Origin of the sequence: Halorussus lipolyticus (assembly GCF_029338375.1) — an archaeon.
Taxonomy (GTDB): domain Archaea; phylum Halobacteriota; class Halobacteria; order Halobacteriales; family Haladaptataceae; genus Halorussus; species Halorussus lipolyticus.
The window spans coordinates 370,605-387,667 of the sequence record NZ_CP119804.1 but is presented as its reverse complement, the minus strand read 5'-3'; the positions used below and the strand labels follow the sequence as shown (position 1 = coordinate 387,667).

Sequence of the window (17,063 nt, the reverse complement as noted above, 5' to 3'; positions counted from 1 at the left end):
AATACTGGAAAGCGTCGAGGGAGGGATTTGAACCCTCGAGGCTTGACGCCACAGAGTTAGCAACCCTGCGCCGTGGGCCAAACTAGGCTACCTCGACACGCTTGCATTCACTGTCGCCCTCTCGGACTCGGGACGCCTCGCCCCTACAGGTGTGCATTTCAGCGTATGCACGATTCCTATATAAACGCAACGAATCAGATTCGATAGAATTCGGTACGCCTTCCCACGGTATCGTGACGCCCGACCGCGGTTTCGGTCCCTGCGGACGACTCCACGCACCGGTGGGACTACTTGGGTCCCCAGTGCCACGCCTCCTCGCTGTCGCCGATTTCGACGCTCTCGACTTCGCCGAGTTGTTCCCACCCCGACCCCTCGTCGCTCGCGTCGGTGTGGCGAACTGCCACGTCTCTCCACTCGTCGCCGTACTCCGCGGAGAGTTCGTACCGCTCGGTCGCACCGTCTTCGGGCCTGATTTCGAGGCGGAGCGAGTCCTCGGGCACGTAGTCGATGGGACTCGCCGGTCCCTCGAAGGAGGCCCCGTCCGAGAGCGTGACGCTCACCCGGTCGTTCAACTCCATCTCGCCGAGGCGCTCGACCAGTTCGGTGTCGCCCATGGAACGGCCTTCATCGGAGGCGGGGTTAAGCGTGCGGGCCGGTTTCGTGACCACTTATTTTGTGTCCGGCGCGGCCGCGAGCGGTCGCACCCGCGCGAGTCGGACGGAAACTGCCGTCGAGGGACAACTATATATCATTCAAACACCCCTGTATGAGTTCTAAACAATTGAGAACATTTCTTTGCCGTCGTTCGAAGGTCGGCATCAATCGTCTCGAAACCGGCGACACAGCGAACCGAACTCGCCGACACAGCGAACGGACGACTCGCGCGCGACCGAAGAATCAGACTTCGACGTTGTTGACGTACTCGTCGTTGATTTCCCACTCGCCGTCGTCGCCCCGCACCATGTACTCGCCGTAGTAGGGCACCCGATTCTCCACCGTCTCGCGGAAGGTCTCCCGAATCTCGTCGCGGGTCATCTCGCCCATCGACCGGAGGTCGTCGTTGCGGTTCAGACACCCCTTCAGGTATCCTTCGTGCGTGACGCGCACGCGATGGCAGTTCGCGCAGAACTGCGGGTTCTCCACAGGGTCCACGATTTCGACCATCCCGCTCTCGTCGTCAGCGGCGGTGCCCCCGACCCAGTAGCGATTCCGGTTGTGCATGTCGCGGGTCTCCACCTCGTCTGCGATGTCGGCCAGCCAATCGTGGACGCGCTGGATGTCGATGTTCCACTCGGGCTTGCCGGTCAACTCGGGCATGTACTGGATGAGTTGGAGTTGCAGGCCGTCGTTCTCGGCGACGTGTTCGACCATCTCCTCGACGTAGCCCGCGGTATGCTCGAACACGACCATGTTCAACTTCACGGGGTCGAGTCCGGCGTCTACGGCGGCGTGAACGCCTTCGATAACCTTGTCGTAGGCCCCGCTCTGAGTTACCTCGGCGAAGGCCTCGGGGTCGAGTGCGTCTTGGGAGACGTTGACTCGTTCGAGTCCGGCGTCCACGAGGTCATCTGCCCGGCCCGGCAGGAAGGTGCCGTTGGTCGTCAGCGACACCTCCATCTCGTCGGGGGTCCGCCGGATTATCTCCTCCAAATCTTGACGGAGCATCGGCTCTCCCCCGGTGAACTTGACTTTCCCCACGCCGAACTCGCGGGCGACCTCCAGAAATCGGACGACTTCGTCGGCGGTCATCTCGTCGTCTTGGGGGTCCATCGGCCCGCGCGTGTCACCCAACCCCTCGTTGTGGCAGTAAACGCAGTCGAAGTTACACCTGTCTGTGAGCGAGACTCGCACGCCCGAGACCTCGCGCCCGAAGTCGTCCTCCAGCATTACTTCTGGATTTTTCGCGCGGGAGTCCTTAAAATCGCTGTCGAACACCGGTCCCGCGTAACGAGATTTGGTTACGGGCTACGCCTCGTCGTCCTCCACGACCGACGCCGTGGCGTGACTCCCACCGACCTCCTCGATTTCGATGTTCACGCGCTCGCCGAGTTCTCCGTCAGGGACGAAGACGACGAACGACCCGATGCGAGCGATACCGTCGCCTTCGCTCCCGAGGTCCTCGATTTCGACGGAATACCGCTCGCCGACTTCGACCGGTGCGGTGTCGCGGTCTGCCATGACTCCGGACACGACCTGCCACCGGTTAAGTAATTGGTACGTGACCGGTCCGGACTTCCCCGCCGCGCGACTCTAGAGTTGACAAGGCTTATCGACTCGTCGGCCCCTACCTCGGGTATGGACGAATCAGCAGTACGCGAACTCCTCCGGGAGGTAGACGACCCGGACCTCGGCGACGACATCGTCTCGTTGAACCTCGTCAACGACATCTCGGTCGAGGGCGATACCGCCAGTATCTCGCTGGCGCTCGGCGCGCCCTACTCGCCCCACGAGTCCCAAATCGCCGACCGCGTTCGGGAGGTCCTCTCGGAACACGGGATGGAGGCCGAACTCTCGGCCCGCATCGACGACGACATCTCGGCCGACGAGCAGGTTCTCCCGAACGTCAAGAACATCATCGCGGTGGCCTCCGGGAAGGGCGGCGTCGGGAAGTCCACCGTCGCGGTCAACCTCGCGGCCGGTCTCTCCCAGATGGGGGCGCGCGTCGGCCTGTTCGACGCCGACGTGTACGGCCCGAACGTCCCCCGAATGGTGGACGCCGACGAGGTGCCGAAAGCCACCGAGGACGAGACCATGATTCCGCCCGAGCAGTTCGGCGTGAAACTCATGAGCATGGCTTTCCTCGTCGGCGAGGACGACCCGGTTATCTGGCGCGGTCCGATGGTCCACAAGGTCCTGACTCAACTCTGGGAGGACGTCGAGTGGGGCCACCTCGACTACATGGTCGTTGACCTCCCACCGGGGACCGGTGACGCGCAACTGACCCTCCTCCAGAGCGTCCCGGTCACGGGGTCGGTCATCGTCACCACGCCCCAAGAGGTCGCCATCGACGACGCCCGCAAGGGCCTCCGGATGTTCGGCAAGCACGACACGCCGGTTCTGGGCATCGCCGAAAACATGTCCACGTTCAAGTGCCCCGACTGCGGCGGCGAACACGACATCTTCGGCAGAGGCGGCGGCGCGAAGTTCGCCGAGGAGAACGACATGCCCTTCCTCGGGTCGGTCCCCATCGACCCCTCGGTCCGGACCGGGGGCGACGAGGGCGCACCCATCGTGTTGGACGAGGACAGCGACACCGGCGACGCCTTCCGCGTCATGACCGAGAACGTCGCCAACAACGTCGGAGTTATTAAACGACGCCAGCAACGCTGAACTATGTCCCACGACCAAGGCTCCTACGGCTCAGACATGGAGCGCGCGAAGACTCTCCGAGAGGTAGCAGAAGACATCCGCGGCGAATCCTCCGAGAGCAAACTCGTCGCGGCGATTCTCTACCGCATCAGCGACCTCTACGACCCCGACGAGGAGACCTCTCCTCGGGACATCTACGTCAACATGCGCGAAATCATCCGGACGAAGGAAACGTAGTCCTCCCTCCTATCGCACCTTTCGCAGGGCTATCCACCCGACGAGCAGTGCGAGGCCGAAGTAGATTACTGGCACGCCCCCAATCTCGACTCCGCCGCTAGCTCTCTCGCCGAGCGTCTGCCCGTAACTGCTGTTCTGGTACCGGTAGTTGTCGTCCATCCACGTCGGCCGCCCCGTTTCGTACGAGGTGTTCCACACTCGGGTTTCTCCACCGGCTTTCCCAGCGAACTCCACTTGGTCTAGTGCGCCCTCCTCGGTCGTCATATTACCCGCGTAGAATCGCGCCTCGCCTGCTATCTCTGCTCCGGGGTCGTCTAAGAGTTCGACGGTGATGGTCCGCGAATCGCCGGGCCGAACCGACGCCGGGTAGAGACTCCCGTCGGTCCCGACCGTGTGGACCATCAGTTTGGTGCTGTAGAGCTGTTCCGAGGGATTGACCAGCGTCACGTTGGCGACCGCCGACGGCTTGCCGTCGATCGTTCCCTCGGTAACCGTCACGTCCTCGATGTAGGGCGTCGGGATATTTTCGGCCTCGGCGGAGTCGATTTTCCGCGTGAAGTTGAATTGCGTGTGCCCGCCGAAGGTCGAGAACGTGACCGTGTGTTCGTCCTGATTGACGTTTATTGCCGGCGTGATGTTGATTTCCTTCGTTCGATGTTCCCCTTCGGAGAGATTGAAATCATCTTCATAAATTTGTTGCCCATCAACTGTAATTACATATCCTGATAACTTTATTTTATTTTCGGTCGGATTCCTGTAACCCACCACAACCGTAGAGTCGTTGGGAGAGAATGATATTTGATACTTAATGCCACCCGAGGATTCTATCACTGCCGACTTTTTGTCCACGCTCGAAACCTCAGCACCGACGATAGCGCTCTGCACGGAGGCCAGTAGACAGAGTAGTGCCAACATGCAGACGATTATAGATGACTTTTGTAGTGTCATGAATTTAGTCACCCCCGTTTTCTTCCGGGCAAGAGGCCTTTCTTTCACACCACTTCGAATCCTCTTCTCCAGTGGTTATATTCTTATATATATCTTCAGCATTTTTAGCTCCGGTGTCGGTCTGCTCGGTAGTCCGATGTTCGATTTTCTTAGTGACGTTCCCTGTTTTCGGGTTGTAGAACTCTTTGGTGAACTGTCCTGTAATCTTCACTTGCGTCTTAGCGACATGACTTTTGTTAGCGTACACGTCAGTCCAGTACTTCGACGTTCCGTCGTCTCGAACGAGGACCCACGCCGGAACCGATTCCTCGGTAATTCGCCAATCGCTCCGGCCACTTGCCTTTTTTCTGGCAACGACGTAGTCCATGGTTGAGGTTCGCGCTTTCCAGTCGTACTGGGCTTTTTGCACCTTCTTGTCACGTGCGGCCTTGTAGTCGGTGACCCACTCGGTTGATTTCGATTTGTATTCGACCTCGAACTGAGTTTCGTACACGGCATCTTCGATCTTAATTCGTCTAGTTCTTCCAGTAAACTCGTGGTCGTAGCCACGACTGGATGTCGCCCAGTAGGTGTCCGACTTCGTAACCGTGTACGTCTCCGTGACTTCTACGTCCCGACAACCGAATCGAAGACTACACCGCTCGACTATTTTGGTCCTCGTCTTCTCGACTTTGTACTCGTACCGGTACTTTTTCTCCGTCTCGTACTCGGCATCTTGGACTTTGACCTCCCGTGTCTCTCCGGACTGTTCACCGTTCCAGAGACTCAAGTCGTTCCACTTCCGCGGGGAACTCGTCGTCGAAGCGTCGAACCACGAAGACGACCGCTGGATTCGCGTTTCTTGTTCTCGCACTACTCCGTCTGCGTACCACTTCCGCATCGAATCGAGGAACTGACCCCTGAATCGTTTATTCGAGAAGCGCTTTGTCACCTTCCCGTATTTTGCTTCTTGCGTCTTGACACGTTCTTCGAGGATGTATTTTGTATCTTCTTCAATTTTATTGATGTGATACTCCTCGTCGAGGTATTGGTCACGCTTCTCTTCCGAGCGGACCGTGACCTCCCGGATTTTCGGTTTTTTCACCAGATATGTGAGATTCTCGATGCTCACGTCCGACCAGTATTCTCTATTTTCGAGCAGTACTTCGACCTCGGGAAGTGTCGTCTTGGTCTCCTTTCGGGTGTTGTTGACGTTATAAGCGGTTACTGTCGAATCGTGTGCCGAAATTTCGGTGGCAGGCACTTCGACGATGCCGACGTACTTGTACGCATCTTCAGTCGGTTCTGAATGCGAACTGTCCGGTGCGCTAACCGATTCCCATCGGGACACGGTTGCGTCCGGATTCGCCACTGCTAAACCGAGTGAGAAGTCGTTGTAGTACGTCTGTTTCGAGAAGTGATACGGTTCCGTTTCCACGCTAATCCGTACTGTATCGTCAGCGTAGTATGGGCCGGTACTTGTGACGTTTGTTCCAGCTATATCCGGAACGAAGTAGTCAAGGAAATTGAAATTACGCTTCGTTCGGAGGTCGTACTGATCTTCTACGATGGTAGCCGCTCGGTCGTAGGCGTAGAACTTCGCTGTCGTGTTATCTGGCTTCGTCGGCTCTGCACCGTATTTCCAGATATATTTGAGATCAGTGCCATCAGGGTCAAATGAACCGCTCGCGTTCACAGAGATTCCATGCTCTCTCGTAATTTCGTCTTTAGTCCCGTCGTTAAGTACGTCTAACCGAAGTTCTGGTTTGCTTTTCGTAACTTGGAATGATGAGGAACGCTTGTTTTTCCATATTACATCTAAGCCGTGTGGGGAAGCACTTGAATCGATATTTATGTCGTATTCTTTCGGCCTCTTACCAGACCAGTAAGTATGTGTGATAATATCTCCATTTTTGTGTTCCTGCCACTGTCCATGATTATTTGTATATAGCTTCCTCACAAAGCGATCTTCTGAGCTAAAATCAATCTCTAAATTCTCTATATCTACACCATTAAGATCAATTTCCAGAACGTGATGCGCAACATACCGCTTTGGGTCAATTCGCTCGTGATACGAGTCAACCGGTCCATTGACGAACTCCGAGCGAACGATTTCCGGTTCTTTCACCGGTGTAATCTCCCGAGACACGCTCGTCGTTTGGCCGCGTTCGTCCGTGGCGATGACTGTCACCGAGTGACTCTCACCGGGCGTGAAGTCGTCCGAGGAGAAATGGACCATCTGCTCGTAGTCCGTGTCGAGGCGGACACTCGAGCCAGCCGTGGCGACAGTTTCTCCGTCGACTTCGACGCGGAGCGTGTCGAGATTCTCGTACTCGTCGATGCCGTTGGCCGTTCCCGAAATCACGCCGTATCGGTCGAGCGAGGACAACGAGGCGTTCGGTCGAGGGTCGGCCACGACTGTCATCGTCCCGTCTGAAAACGTGGCCACGTTCTCAGAACCGTCCGTGTAGGTGACGAGAGCGTAGAGTTCGTGGTTGCCGGGTTCCCAGTCTCTGCTCAGTGCTTGACCGCTACCGATGCGTCCCGCGGCGTTCCGCCATTCGACCGATGCGACCGACTGCGCCGAGGAGTCGAGTTGAACCGAGTAGGTGCCTCGGAGTGGCCGAGACCCGGTGACGAGCGTATCACCGGAGACAGTCGGCGAGTTGCCATCTGCGATACTTCCTTCCTCCGGTGGCTCTGAGGGTGAGTCTTGCTGGCGGCGGACGCTGGTCGTGAGAGAACTCGTGTCGGTTTGCCCGTCTACGTCGTGGACCGTCGCGGTAAGCGACCGGTTGCCGACGGTCGGGAAATGCTTCGACACGGTGTCGCCGGACTGGGCCGGCGAGAGCGAGTGGTTTGCGAGTTCGACGCCGTCGATAGTCCAGACGATGTAGTCGAGTGTCGCGGACCCTGCGCTGAGGTCCGCGGAGTACGTTTCCGTCGCGCCTGTCGTCGATTGCTGTGGCCCCGAGACTGAGACTGTGGGCTTCGTGCCCGGCGAGACTTCGACGTAGAGGGTGTCGGCACTGCTTGCGCCCTCCTCGTCGGTGACAGTCAGCGTGACGCGGTAGCGCCCCGTCTCGGCCGGGGTGAATCGGGTTCGGTTACAGTCGGTGCAGTCCGGGGTAATGGTCTGGTTGCTCGGCGTTCGAATCGACCAGTCGTAGGCTTCGATACGCCCGTCGGGGTCGCGCGAACCGGTGCCGTCGAGGAGCACCGTCGCGCCTTTTCGCACGTCTTGGTCGAGGCCGGCGTCGGCGAGTGGGGCCTCGTTCGCGGGGCTAGCGTCGGCTGTAGGAGCGGCGACGTGCGCACCGAGCGTTCCGGCGACGGGGGTCGTCACGACGAGAAGGACGGCGAGACCGACCAGCGTCTGCTTCCACATGTGGCCGGTTAGCTCCCTTTTACTTAAAAAGTTATGTATTTAAAGAGTAAACTAATATATTCTGATAACAGGCTAATTAGTCCAAATTTCTAACCAAATGGCGACTTCTCCTTGGAAGGTTAGAAACTTACCATTACCGCAAAACCCTCATGAACATTCCTTGCTAATCTATAGCAAAGGCTTTACTGATTCCCCGATTTATCTACAATCACTGGGCCTAACGGCCGTGAGCTACAAATATGACTGATGACGAACTCATCTGGCGAATCGCGGGCGGTTCCGGTGACGGAATCGACTCGACGAGCCAGAACTTCGCCAAGGCGCTGATGCGCTCGGGCCTGAACGTCTTCACGCACCGACACTACCCGTCGCGCATTCGCGGCGGCCACACCTACGTAGAGATTCGGGCGAAAGACGAGCCTGTAAAGTCCCGAGGAGACAACTACAACTTCCTCCTCGCGCTGGGTGACAGTTTCGCCCGGAACCCCCAAGAGGAGGCCTACTACGGCAACGAAGAAATCAAGCCGCTGTCGGAGAATCTGGACGAACTGCGCGAAGGCGGCGTCATCGTCTACGATTCCGGCCTGCTCGACGCCAGCGAAATCGAGGACTTCGACCAGCGCGTCGAGGAGAACGACTGGCACGTCTACGACCTCGACCTCCGAGGTCTGGCCAAGGAACACGGCCGCGAGGTCATGCGCAACACGGCGGGTGTGGGCGCAACCGCGGCCCTGCTCGACATGGACCTCCAGTACATCGAGGACCTGATGGAAGACGCCATGAGCGGCGACGTGCTGGAGGCCAACCTCCAGATTCTCGAGGAGGCCTACGAGTCGGTCAACGACGACTACGAACACACCCACGACATCCGCGCTCCGACCGGGAGTACCGACGACGAGCAGGTACTCGTCTCCGGGTCCCACGGCATCGCCTACGGTGCGCTGGACGAGGGCTGTCGATTCATCTCGGGCTACCCGATGACCCCGTGGACCGACGTGTACACCATCATGACCCAACACCTGCCCGAGATGGGTGGCATCTCCGAGCAGGTCGAGGACGAAATCGCCGCGGCGTCGCTCGCCATCGGTGCGAGCCACGCCGGTGCGAAGGCGATGTCCGGGTCGTCCGGTGGTGGCTTCGCGCTGATGTCCGAACCGCTCGGACTGGCCGAGATTACCGAGACGCCCATCGTCCTCGTGGAAGCGATGCGCGCCGGGCCTTCGACCGGGATGCCGACCAAGCCCGAGCAGGGTGACCTCGAACACGTCCTGTACACCTCGCAGGGCGACTCGAACCGCGTGGTGTTCGCGCCGGGCGACCCCGCGGAGTGTTACGAGCAGACTCGCAAGGCCTTCGAAATCGCCTACGAGTACCAGATTCCGGCAATCGTCCTCTACGACCAGAAGCTCTCGGGCGGCCACCAGACCGTCCCCGAGGACCACTTCGACGAGGAGCCGAATCCCGACATCGGAAGTGTCGTGACCGAGGCCGAACTCGAAGAAGCGGTCCAAGAAGCCGGACGCTTCAAGCGGTACATGTACGACGACGAGGACAGCGGCTTCGGCGGCGTCAGTCGCCGGTCCATCCCCGGCCAGAAGGGCGGGAACTTCCTCGCGTCGGGTAACGAACACAACGAGGTCGGTCACATCAGCGAGGACCCGAACAACCGCGTGGTGCAGATGAACCGCCGGATGTCCAAGCTCGACGCCATCCGCGACGAGTTGGCCGAGAACGCCGACCATCAGCCGGTCTACGGGCCGGAGGACGCCGAGTACGGCATCCTCAGCTTCGGTTCGACCAAGGGCGTCATCGAGGAGGCCGTGGACCGCCTCAACGACGACGGCCACTCGGTCAAGGCGATGAACGTCAGCGACATCATGCCCTTCCCGAAGGACGACGTGACGGCCTTCTTGGAGAGCGTGGACGAGTCGCTGGTCGTGGAGATGAACGCCTCGGCCCAGTTCCGTCGTCACGTTCAGGGTCAGCTCGGTCGCTTCGGCGAGAAGCTGTACAGCCTGCTCAAGTACGACGGCAACCCCTTCGAACCCGAGGAGGTCGTCTCCGGGTTCGAGAGCCGACTCGGCGGCGAGGCCGACTTGAGCCAGTACAACGTCCGCATCGAATCCGCAACGGGTGATTAAACATGAGTGCATTCAACGCAATCGGCGAGGAGCGCGACATCGACAGAGACGAGTTCACTCCGGAAATCGAGCCGCAGGCGACGTGGTGTCCGGGCTGTGGCGACTTCGGCGTCCTGAAGGCGCTGAAGCAGGCCATGCCCGAGGTCGGCCGTAACCCCGAGGAGACCCTGCTGGTTACGGGTATCGGCTGTTCCGGCAAGCTGTCGAGTTACTTCCGGAGCTACGGGTTCCACTCCATCCACGGCCGGTCGCTCCCGGTCGCTCGCGCGGCCAAGATGGCCAACCCGGACCTCGAAGTCATCGCGGCGGGCGGTGACGGCGACGGCTACGGCATCGGCGGGAACCACTTCATGCACACCGCCCGCGAGAACCACGACATGACCTACATCGTCTTCGACAACGAAATCTTCGGGCTGACCAAGGGCCAGACCTCCCCGACCAGTCCGAAGGGTCACAAGTCGAAGACTCAGCCTCACGGGAGCGCCAAACAGCCGATTCGACCCCTGTCGCTCGCGCTGACCTCCGGGGCGTCCTACGTCGCCCGGACCGCGGCGGTCAACCCGAATCAGGCCAAGGAAATCCTGACCGAGGCGATGGAACACGACGGGTTCGCCCACGTGGACTTCCTGACCCAGTGCCCGACGTGGAACAAGGACGCAAAGCAGTACGTCCCGTACATCGACGTGCAGGACAGCGACGACTACGACTTCGACATCACCGACCGCGGCGAGGCGTCGGAGATGATGCAGGAGGCCGAGGACGCCCTCTACGAGGGCAAAGTCCTCACCGGTCGGTTCTACCACGACGAGGACCGACCCTCCTACCAGCAGGAAAAGCGGAACGCGGGCGACATGCCCGAGGAGCCACTCGCAGAGCGGTACTTCGACGACGACTACGAGTGGGAGCGTAGCTACGACCTGCTCGACCGCCACAAGTAACGTCGAAGCCGATTTCTTCGCTTTTCTCGATTCCGGAGCGACAGCGCCGGGCGCTACTCGTCGGCGAACTCGGGGGCGGCTCTGTTTTCGTCCTCGCCGCCCTCCTCTCCGCCTTCTTCTCCCTCCTCGTCTCCTTCCTCGCCGCCCTCCTCGCCGTCACCCTCTCCGCCGGGCATGCCACACCCGGCGAGACCGACAGCGATTCCGGCGAGCGAGACCTGTACGAACCGTCTCCGCGAGCGTCGTGCCATGTCGCCGGATACCGGCCGGTCGTCCGAAAAAGGGCCAGTTCCTCCCGGTCGTTCGGCGAGCGTAACGTCCCGTTGTCCGCCCGCAGGTCGGATTAGGGCCGACCGAACCGCCGGAATGGGGCCATCCGAACTACCGCCAACGGGGTTTTTCTCAGGCCACGAACTGTTTTCCCGTTCGCAAGGTATTTTTTCTCGTATCCGAAATAGACTGGTAATGAGTACCCAATCCACCGAAGACCGGATTCTATCGGTCCTAGAGGACGACGCCCAAGCGTCGTACGCCGAAATCGCCGACCGGGCGAACGTCTCGAAGCCCACGGTTCGGAAATACATCGAAAAGCTGGAAGACGAGGGGGTCATCGTGGGGTATTCGGCCGAAATCGACCCCAAGAAGCTGTCTAGCAAGTCCATCGCGCTCGTCGGGATGGACGTCGCCAGCGAGAAGTACGTCGAGGCCACCCGCGATTTGAAGGCGCTGGACGAAGTGGAGACTCTCTATTCGTCGTCGGGCGACCACATGCTGATGGCGGAGGTCCGGGCGGCGGACGGCGACGCCGTGGGCGACGTTATCAGCGAGAAGATGCTGGAAATCGACGGCGTGACGGCGGCCCATCCGTCGTTCCTCCAAGAACGGCTGAAGTAGGCGCGTTTGGTGGCGTCTGACCGGGGACCGATACGGGTTCGTGAGCAGTTTTCGGTTGCGTCTGTGGGGAGATAGCCACGGTCTCGTCACTCGCGCAGGAAATTATATATGCGTCTTTGAAGATTATACGTCTGCGTTTGAAAAACGAGGAGTTGTCTCAAACCCGCCGAGGCCGGGTTAGTCCGCGGTCGGACTCTCGACGCGCTCCAAGGCCCGCTGGACTCGCTCGGAGGCCTCGGCCAGTCGCTCGGCGCTGTTGGCGTAGGAGACCCGCAGACACTCCTCGGCGTTGGTCCCGAAGTCCGGGCCGGGCGTCATCGCCACGCCCGCTTCTTCGAGGAAGAAGTCCGCGGCGTCAAAAGCGTCCCCCGGCAGGTCGCTCACGTCCACCAGCAGGTAGTACGCGCCGCCCGGCGTGTAGTCCATGCTCAGGCCCCAGTCCTCGACTTCGCTCACGAGGTAGTCCCGGCGCTCGCGGTAGGTCTCGCGCACGTCGTCCAGAAAGTCGTCGCCCACCTCGTCTAACGCCGCGACCCCACCGGACTGGACGAAGTTGGGCGCGCAGATGAGCGTGTTCTGGGCGATGCGATTGACGTGGCCGACGTACTCGTCGGGTGCGACCATCCACCCGAGTCGCCACCCCGTCATCGAGAATCGCTTCGAGAAGCCGTCTATCACGAAGGCGTCGTCGGTGTACTCTAAGGCGGTGTGGTCGTCGCCATCGTAGGTCAGGCCGTGGTACACCTCGTCGGAGACCACCGTGGCGTCGGCCTCCTCGGCGAGTTCGACCAGTTCTTCGAGCGTCGAGTCCGAGAACACCGCGCCGGTGGGGTTCGCCGGGGAGTTGAGCAGGAGGGCCTCCGTCTCCGAGTCCACCGTGGGCGCGAAGGAATCGGCCCGCGGCCGAAATCCGTCGTCGGCCGCCAGCGAGACGGTCGAAACCCTCCCGCCGACCTGTCTGACGAAGTTGGGGTAGCAGGCGTAGTAGGGGTCGGTCAGCACCACCTCGTCGCCGGGGTCCACCAGCGCCGAGAACGCCAGCAGGAGCGCGGGCGACGACCCGGAGGTCACGACGATGCGCTCGGGGTCCACGTCCACGCCGTACCGGCGGTCGTAGTAGTCCGCGATTGCGCGCCGGAGTTGTGGTTTGCCCTTCGAGGAGGTGTACCCTGTCTCGCCCGCGCGGAGCGCCGCGACTGCCGACTCGGTGACTGCCTCGGGCGTCTCGAAATCCGGTTCGCCCACTTCGAGGTGTACAACGTCGTCCATGCGGTTGGCCCGTTCGAGAACGTCCATCGCGGCGAACGGGGTCGTTCTGGTCGCGCGCTCCGAAACCATATGCAGTGGAGAAGTGCGCTCGGTATATAAAGTCTCGATGTGACAGTCAGTATTTGCCGGTCCCCGGTGGTGAGCGCTCGCCGATGCCCCGGAAGTTTTGTCGGTGCTGACACAACTACCGACCATGCCCACCTACCAGCGAGCGGCCCGCATCGGCGCGCCCCTGTCGGCGGTCTGGGACTTCCACTCCCGAATCGGCGGACTGGAGGCGCTGACTCCCGACTGGATGAACCTCCGGGTCGAGGAGGTCCGCGGACCGGACGGCGACCTGCGCGGCGACGACGCCCTCCTCGAAGCCGGCACCCGAGTCCGACTGTCGATGCAACCCCTCGGTCTCGGGCCGCGCCAGCGGTGGACCACCCGCATCACCCGCAGGGACGAAGGCGACAGTACAGCGGTCTTCGCCGACGTGATGGAGGGCGGTCCCTTCCCGGAGTGGCACCACACCCACTCCTTCTACGCCATCAGCGACGAGGCGACGCTGGTCCGGGACCGCGTGGAGTACGAACTGCCCGTGGTTCGGGGCCTCCTCGGGCCGCTGGGGTGGATTGGCTTCGAACCGATGTTTCGGGACCGCCACCGCCGGACGAAGCGAATACTGGAGGCGTGAGCGAGGGTCGTCCTCAGAGACCCAGCATCAGCGGACCGAGCAGAACGCCCATCAGGTGAACCCGCCGGGCACCGAACTGGGCAGGGACCAGTCCCACCAGCGCCGCGACGGCGAAGACAATCACGCCGACTCCGCCGGCGAACAGGAAACTCAGTCCGGCGAGCAGACAGAGGACCGCCATCGACAACCGGAACTGGTCGAGCGACCCGACTGCCCGGAGGTAGCGGTCGCCGACCGAGAGGACCAGCAGGAAGCCAGCGATGCCGGCGATTCCGGCGCTGGCGAGGAGCAAGGGCAAGTTCACCGGGGCACCGACCTCCTGAAGCGCGACCATCACGCCGGTCCGGGGCGTGCCGAGCGCCGAGAGTGCGAACAGGGCGAAAATCGTGTTCGCGGTGTTGACCCCGCTGGTCGCAACCACGAACCCGCGGGCCTCGGTCGAACCGGGGACGAGCGCCAGCGCGATGACCGCGGCGACGGCCGACGAGACGCCCGGCAGGTAGCCCACGACCGCACCGGCGACGCTACCTGCAAGCGCCGTAACCGCCACGATTCGGCGGGAGGTTGCGATTACGGGGTCGTCCTGCTCGGGGACGCCCGACCCCGAGAGGGCCTCGACGAGGACGGGCGCGCCGAACAGTCCGGCGAACAGGGGCGTGAGCATCCCGCCCGCCGCGAGCGGTGCGGTCGGCGAGAGGTCAAGGGTCGCGTGGCCGAGGGTTGCGCTTCCGGCGAAAGCCGCCGCGCCGCCGCCGACGGCGCGGGCCGAACCCTCGGTCAGCAGGAGGAAGGCGACCACGCCGCCGAGGACGATAGGGAGATGATTTCGGACGACGGGGTAGGCCACGGTCATGCCGCGGGTAATCGGAACCGCCAGCGGGACCGCGAACGCGACGGCCAGTCCGCTCCCGAGCGCGGAGAGGCGGACCGCCTCGCGGCCTCGCCCGGCGACAACGAGGCGGTGGCCCGGCAGAGCGGTCGCCGCCATCGCGGCGTCGGGCACCCCGAGTGCGAGAGCGGGCACGGCGTCGAGGAAGGAGTGGACCACCCCGGCGGACAGCATCGCCGCGCCGACGAGTCGCGCCGGGCCGGGGACCGCGGGCGCAACCGACGCCAGCAGGAGCGCGAGGTTGTTCACGTGGAGACCGGGCGTGAGGCCGCTGAGCGTTCCCAAGGCGATGCCGCCGAGGACGAACGCCAGCGCCGTGGCTGAGGTCCCCAAGCCCATCCCGAGTCGGACGCCGACTGCTTCCATCGAGGCACTTTGGTCCCGCTTTCGGACTTAAACGTTCGTACCGACCGCTCCCGACTACCGTTCTATCCAGACTACTGTTGCATCCAAGACTCGGCGCGCGCTGGCGCGGCGTTCATGCCGCGCCAATCCGCGCGAGGTCTCGCTGAGTAGAGCGAAGCGAGGCTCGGCAGAGCTTGTCTCTGCCGGTGGACGACCGAGCGACTGAAAGGAGCGAAGGAGGAGGTTGGGGAGGCGTGAGGCCCGCGCTCCGTGGAACTTTCCACCGGCAAACGCTCGCCGACACGAACCAACACGGGTGGATGAAGGGGCCGCCCGGTCGCGTTTACTGTAGTCGCTGTGGGGGCTCTATTCGCGGCGGGCGGTGCTGAGAGCCGCGAATATCCGCCACAGCGACCGCGACCGGGCGGGGGCTTCAGAAGCGTTCCCAACCCCAATTTTGGTCCCGAGCCGTACTGTTCGCGCGTACAGTTACACTGGGACGAGAGCAATATACAACTAACTCTAACGAACAACAATATTTGTAAAACAAATATATTTCAATATTTGTCCGGTGATAAGCGCACAGCTACCCGATAGCGCGCGAAAGAAAGAATCCAGTTCTGGGGTGGGACGGATTTAACCGAAGAGTTCGCCGAGACCCTCGCCGTCGGCCTCGTCGTCGCCGTCGTCCTCTTCTTCGGCCGCTTCCTCTTCCTCGTCGGCGGACTCGTCCTCGTCGGCGGACTCCTCGTCGGCACCGCCCTCTGCGGCGGCACCGCCGGCGGCGGCTCCGCCAGCGGGCACGGCCGCGGCCTGCTCGACGGCCTCGTCGATGTCGACGTCTTCCAGCGCGGCGACGAGCGCCTTGACGCGGGACTCCTCGACATCGACGCCGGCGGCGTCGAGTACGTTGGTGAGGTTGTCTTCGTTGATTTCTTCGCCCGATTCGTTCAGGATGAGTGCAGCGTAAACGTATTCCATGGTTAGTAGTTTGGGGGTGGTTGGTTATCCGAACATCGCGCCGAGAGCGTCTCCGCCGTCGTCGCCGTCGTCGTCTTCCTCGTCGTCGGCGTCGTCGGCCTCGCTCTCGTCGGCTTCGGATTCGGTTTCTTCGTCGGTCGATTCGTCCTCGGAGGAGCCGCCCGCGGCGGGAGCCTCTACGTCACGAAGCTCCTCGGGGAGGGCGTCCTCGTCGTCGATCTGTCCAGCAAGCGCACGAACCTGTCCGTCCGCCTTGCTCACGAGGTCCGGCACGACGTCCGGACTCTCGACTTCGGCCTGCAGACCGAGGCTCTTGGCCTCGCCCTCGGCCTTCTGGATGAGGGTCGGCGTGGTCTGGGCGGTCGGGTAGACCGCGTTGACCGAGAGGTTGCGGGCGCGGGCCGCCGCAGACTCGATGTCCGCGCGGTACTCCTCGACGTCGATTTCCAACTCCTCGGACTCGAACAGGACGCCGTCGGAGTAGACGCCGCGCAGGTCCAGTCCCACTTCCTTCGGCTCGATGCCGAGTTCCGCGAGGACGTTGGCCGCTTCCTCGGACACTTCCTCGCCCTCCTCGGCGATAACGCTGTCCTCGGTGACGTGGATGGACCCTTCCATGATGCGGGCCGCCGCACCGATGGACTGGAGTTCGCCCACGAACGGACCGGGGTCGACGCCCGTGTCACCCTCGGGGATGACGATGTCGTTGGGCGCGACTTCGCCCGCGCCGATGGGCGCGGGACTCTTGGAGGCTTCGAGCTGTTTGTACAGCCCGAAGGGGTTGTCGTTCGTGCCGATGAGTCCGACTTCGCCGGAGACGTACTGGGTAAGGTCCTCGACGCCCTCGTTCACTTGTTCGAGGGCGCGGACCAGTAGCGTGTTCCGGCTGATGCGGAGTTCGGCGCTCCCGTGAAGGTTGCGCCGCATCGTCTGAAGCTGGCGCGACGGGATGCCCGTCACGTTGACGATGCCGACACTGCTGTAGCTCTCGATGAGGTCGGCGATGTCGTCGACCTCCTCCTGTTTCCATTGGGGGATGGTCTCGGTCTTACGCTCGGCCGACATC

General features: G+C 61.9%; 16 protein-coding genes and 1 tRNA gene. 6 read left to right on the top strand and 11 right to left on the bottom strand.

The genetic code is table 11. From position 1 onward, the window contains the following. Nucleotides 1-12: 12 nt before the first annotated feature. From P2T57_RS01990 to P2T57_RS01975, 4 genes are all read right to left on the bottom strand, one after another. Nucleotides 13-97 (bottom strand) — tRNA-Ser (locus P2T57_RS01990). A 190-nt stretch (nucleotides 98-287) separates the two neighbouring features. Further along, nucleotides 288-614: a hypothetical protein gene (locus P2T57_RS01985; RefSeq protein ID WP_276300803.1), complete on the bottom strand. Its 327-nt coding sequence runs from the start codon at nucleotides 612-614 to the stop codon at nucleotides 288-290. A gap of 283 nt (nucleotides 615-897) precedes the next feature. Then, nucleotides 898-1,887, bottom strand: coding sequence for a GTP 3',8-cyclase MoaA (gene moaA, locus P2T57_RS01980; RefSeq protein WP_276300802.1), 990 nt, complete (start codon nucleotides 1,885-1,887; stop codon nucleotides 898-900). Nucleotides 1,888-1,965: 78 nt separating this feature from the next. Then, nucleotides 1,966-2,178: a TRAM domain-containing RNA chaperone gene (locus tag P2T57_RS01975; protein ID WP_276300801.1), complete on the bottom strand. Its 213-nt coding sequence runs from the start codon at nucleotides 2,176-2,178 to the stop codon at nucleotides 1,966-1,968. Between the two features lie 117 nt (nucleotides 2,179-2,295). Here P2T57_RS01975 and P2T57_RS01970 point away from each other — a divergent pair, with 117 nt between their 5' ends. Together P2T57_RS01970 and P2T57_RS01965 are read left to right on the top strand one after the other, a co-directional pair. Further along, nucleotides 2,296-3,330: an Mrp/NBP35 family ATP-binding protein gene (locus P2T57_RS01970; protein WP_276300800.1), complete on the top strand. Its 1,035-nt coding sequence runs from the start codon at nucleotides 2,296-2,298 to the stop codon at nucleotides 3,328-3,330. A gap of 3 nt (nucleotides 3,331-3,333) precedes the next feature. Then, a complete protein-coding gene (locus P2T57_RS01965) occupies nucleotides 3,334-3,546 on the top strand; it encodes a DUF7976 family protein (protein ID WP_276300799.1) in 213 nt (70 codons plus the stop codon). Between the two features lie 9 nt (nucleotides 3,547-3,555). Here P2T57_RS01965 and P2T57_RS01960 read toward each other — a convergent pair whose 3' ends face one another. Together P2T57_RS01960 and P2T57_RS01955 are read right to left on the bottom strand one after the other, a co-directional pair. After that, complete coding sequence (locus tag P2T57_RS01960) at nucleotides 3,556-4,494, bottom strand: hypothetical protein (protein ID WP_276300798.1); 939 nt, start codon at nucleotides 4,492-4,494, stop codon at nucleotides 3,556-3,558. A 4-nt stretch (nucleotides 4,495-4,498) separates the two neighbouring features. Next, nucleotides 4,499-7,861, bottom strand: coding sequence for a PKD domain-containing protein (locus P2T57_RS01955; protein ID WP_276300797.1), 3,363 nt, complete (start codon nucleotides 7,859-7,861; stop codon nucleotides 4,499-4,501). A gap of 239 nt (nucleotides 7,862-8,100) precedes the next feature. Between P2T57_RS01955 and P2T57_RS01950 the strand changes: the two genes are divergently transcribed. Together P2T57_RS01950 and P2T57_RS01945 are read left to right on the top strand one after the other, a co-directional pair. Beyond that, the gene (locus tag P2T57_RS01950) at nucleotides 8,101-10,002 is read left to right on the top strand and encodes a 2-oxoacid:acceptor oxidoreductase subunit alpha (protein WP_276300796.1); all 1,902 of its coding nucleotides are present in this window, start codon (nucleotides 8,101-8,103) and stop codon (nucleotides 10,000-10,002) included. 2 nt (nucleotides 10,003-10,004) lie between these two features. Beyond that, the gene (locus tag P2T57_RS01945) at nucleotides 10,005-10,940 is read left to right on the top strand and encodes a thiamine pyrophosphate-dependent enzyme (RefSeq protein ID WP_276300795.1); all 936 of its coding nucleotides are present in this window, start codon (nucleotides 10,005-10,007) and stop codon (nucleotides 10,938-10,940) included. A 53-nt stretch (nucleotides 10,941-10,993) separates the two neighbouring features. On the opposite strand, the gene P2T57_RS01940 is transcribed toward P2T57_RS01945, so the two are convergent. After that, entirely contained in the window at nucleotides 10,994-11,191 is a 198-nt protein-coding gene (locus P2T57_RS01940) for a hypothetical protein (RefSeq protein ID WP_276300794.1), read from the bottom strand. A gap of 214 nt (nucleotides 11,192-11,405) precedes the next feature. On the opposite strand from P2T57_RS01940, the gene lrpA1 reads away from it, so the two are divergent. Then, the gene (lrpA1, locus tag P2T57_RS01935) at nucleotides 11,406-11,834 is read left to right on the top strand and encodes an HTH-type transcriptional regulator LrpA1 (RefSeq protein ID WP_276300793.1); all 429 of its coding nucleotides are present in this window, start codon (nucleotides 11,406-11,408) and stop codon (nucleotides 11,832-11,834) included. A 177-nt stretch (nucleotides 11,835-12,011) separates the two neighbouring features. On the opposite strand, the gene P2T57_RS01930 is transcribed toward lrpA1, so the two are convergent. Next, complete coding sequence (locus P2T57_RS01930) at nucleotides 12,012-13,172, bottom strand: pyridoxal phosphate-dependent aminotransferase (RefSeq protein ID WP_276300792.1); 1,161 nt, start codon at nucleotides 13,170-13,172, stop codon at nucleotides 12,012-12,014. 124 nt (nucleotides 13,173-13,296) lie between these two features. Between P2T57_RS01930 and P2T57_RS01925 the strand changes: the two genes are divergently transcribed. Then, nucleotides 13,297-13,782: an SRPBCC family protein gene (locus tag P2T57_RS01925; RefSeq protein WP_276300791.1), complete on the top strand. Its 486-nt coding sequence runs from the start codon at nucleotides 13,297-13,299 to the stop codon at nucleotides 13,780-13,782. 13 nt (nucleotides 13,783-13,795) lie between these two features. On the opposite strand, the gene P2T57_RS01920 is transcribed toward P2T57_RS01925, so the two are convergent. The 3 genes from P2T57_RS01920 to P2T57_RS01910 all read right to left on the bottom strand — a co-directional run bounded on the left by P2T57_RS01920 (nucleotide 13,796) and on the right by P2T57_RS01910 (nucleotide 17,062). After that, nucleotides 13,796-15,037 (bottom strand): tripartite tricarboxylate transporter permease, encoded by a 1,242-nt coding sequence (locus tag P2T57_RS01920; RefSeq protein ID WP_276300790.1) that lies wholly within the window; start codon nucleotides 15,035-15,037, stop codon nucleotides 13,796-13,798. Between the two features lie 615 nt (nucleotides 15,038-15,652). Continuing rightward, a complete protein-coding gene (gene rpl12p, locus P2T57_RS01915) occupies nucleotides 15,653-15,997 on the bottom strand; it encodes a 50S ribosomal protein P1 (RefSeq protein WP_276300789.1) in 345 nt (114 codons plus the stop codon). Between the two features lie 24 nt (nucleotides 15,998-16,021). Beyond that, nucleotides 16,022-17,062 (bottom strand): 50S ribosomal protein L10, encoded by a 1,041-nt coding sequence (locus P2T57_RS01910; protein ID WP_276300788.1) that lies wholly within the window; start codon nucleotides 17,060-17,062, stop codon nucleotides 16,022-16,024. Nucleotide 17,063: the final 1 nt, after the last annotated feature.

Coding starts and splice junctions, on each gene's coding strand:
- rpl12p (WP_276300789.1), bottom strand. CDS start 15,997: ATGGAATACGTTTACGCTGCACTCATCCTGAACGAATCGGGCGAAGAA.
- P2T57_RS01960 (WP_276300798.1), bottom strand. CDS start 4,494: ATGACACTACAAAAGTCATCTATAATCGTCTGCATGTTGGCACTACTC.
- P2T57_RS01925 (WP_276300791.1), top strand. CDS start 13,297: ATGCCCACCTACCAGCGAGCGGCCCGCATCGGCGCGCCCCTGTCGGCG.
- moaA (WP_276300802.1), bottom strand. CDS start 1,887: ATGCTGGAGGACGACTTCGGGCGCGAGGTCTCGGGCGTGCGAGTCTCG.
- P2T57_RS01945 (WP_276300795.1), top strand. CDS start 10,005: ATGAGTGCATTCAACGCAATCGGCGAGGAGCGCGACATCGACAGAGAC.
- P2T57_RS01910 (WP_276300788.1), bottom strand. CDS start 17,062: ATGTCGGCCGAGCGTAAGACCGAGACCATCCCCCAATGGAAACAGGAG.
- P2T57_RS01940 (WP_276300794.1), bottom strand. CDS start 11,191: ATGGCACGACGCTCGCGGAGACGGTTCGTACAGGTCTCGCTCGCCGGA.
- P2T57_RS01920 (WP_276300790.1), bottom strand. CDS start 15,037: ATGGAAGCAGTCGGCGTCCGACTCGGGATGGGCTTGGGGACCTCAGCC.
- P2T57_RS01955 (WP_276300797.1), bottom strand. CDS start 7,861: ATGTGGAAGCAGACGCTGGTCGGTCTCGCCGTCCTTCTCGTCGTGACG.
- P2T57_RS01930 (WP_276300792.1), bottom strand. CDS start 13,172: ATGGTTTCGGAGCGCGCGACCAGAACGACCCCGTTCGCCGCGATGGAC.
- P2T57_RS01975 (WP_276300801.1), bottom strand. CDS start 2,178: ATGGCAGACCGCGACACCGCACCGGTCGAAGTCGGCGAGCGGTATTCC.
- P2T57_RS01970 (WP_276300800.1), top strand. CDS start 2,296: ATGGACGAATCAGCAGTACGCGAACTCCTCCGGGAGGTAGACGACCCG.
- lrpA1 (WP_276300793.1), top strand. CDS start 11,406: ATGAGTACCCAATCCACCGAAGACCGGATTCTATCGGTCCTAGAGGAC.
- P2T57_RS01985 (WP_276300803.1), bottom strand. CDS start 614: ATGGGCGACACCGAACTGGTCGAGCGCCTCGGCGAGATGGAGTTGAAC.
- P2T57_RS01965 (WP_276300799.1), top strand. CDS start 3,334: ATGTCCCACGACCAAGGCTCCTACGGCTCAGACATGGAGCGCGCGAAG.
- P2T57_RS01950 (WP_276300796.1), top strand. CDS start 8,101: ATGACTGATGACGAACTCATCTGGCGAATCGCGGGCGGTTCCGGTGAC.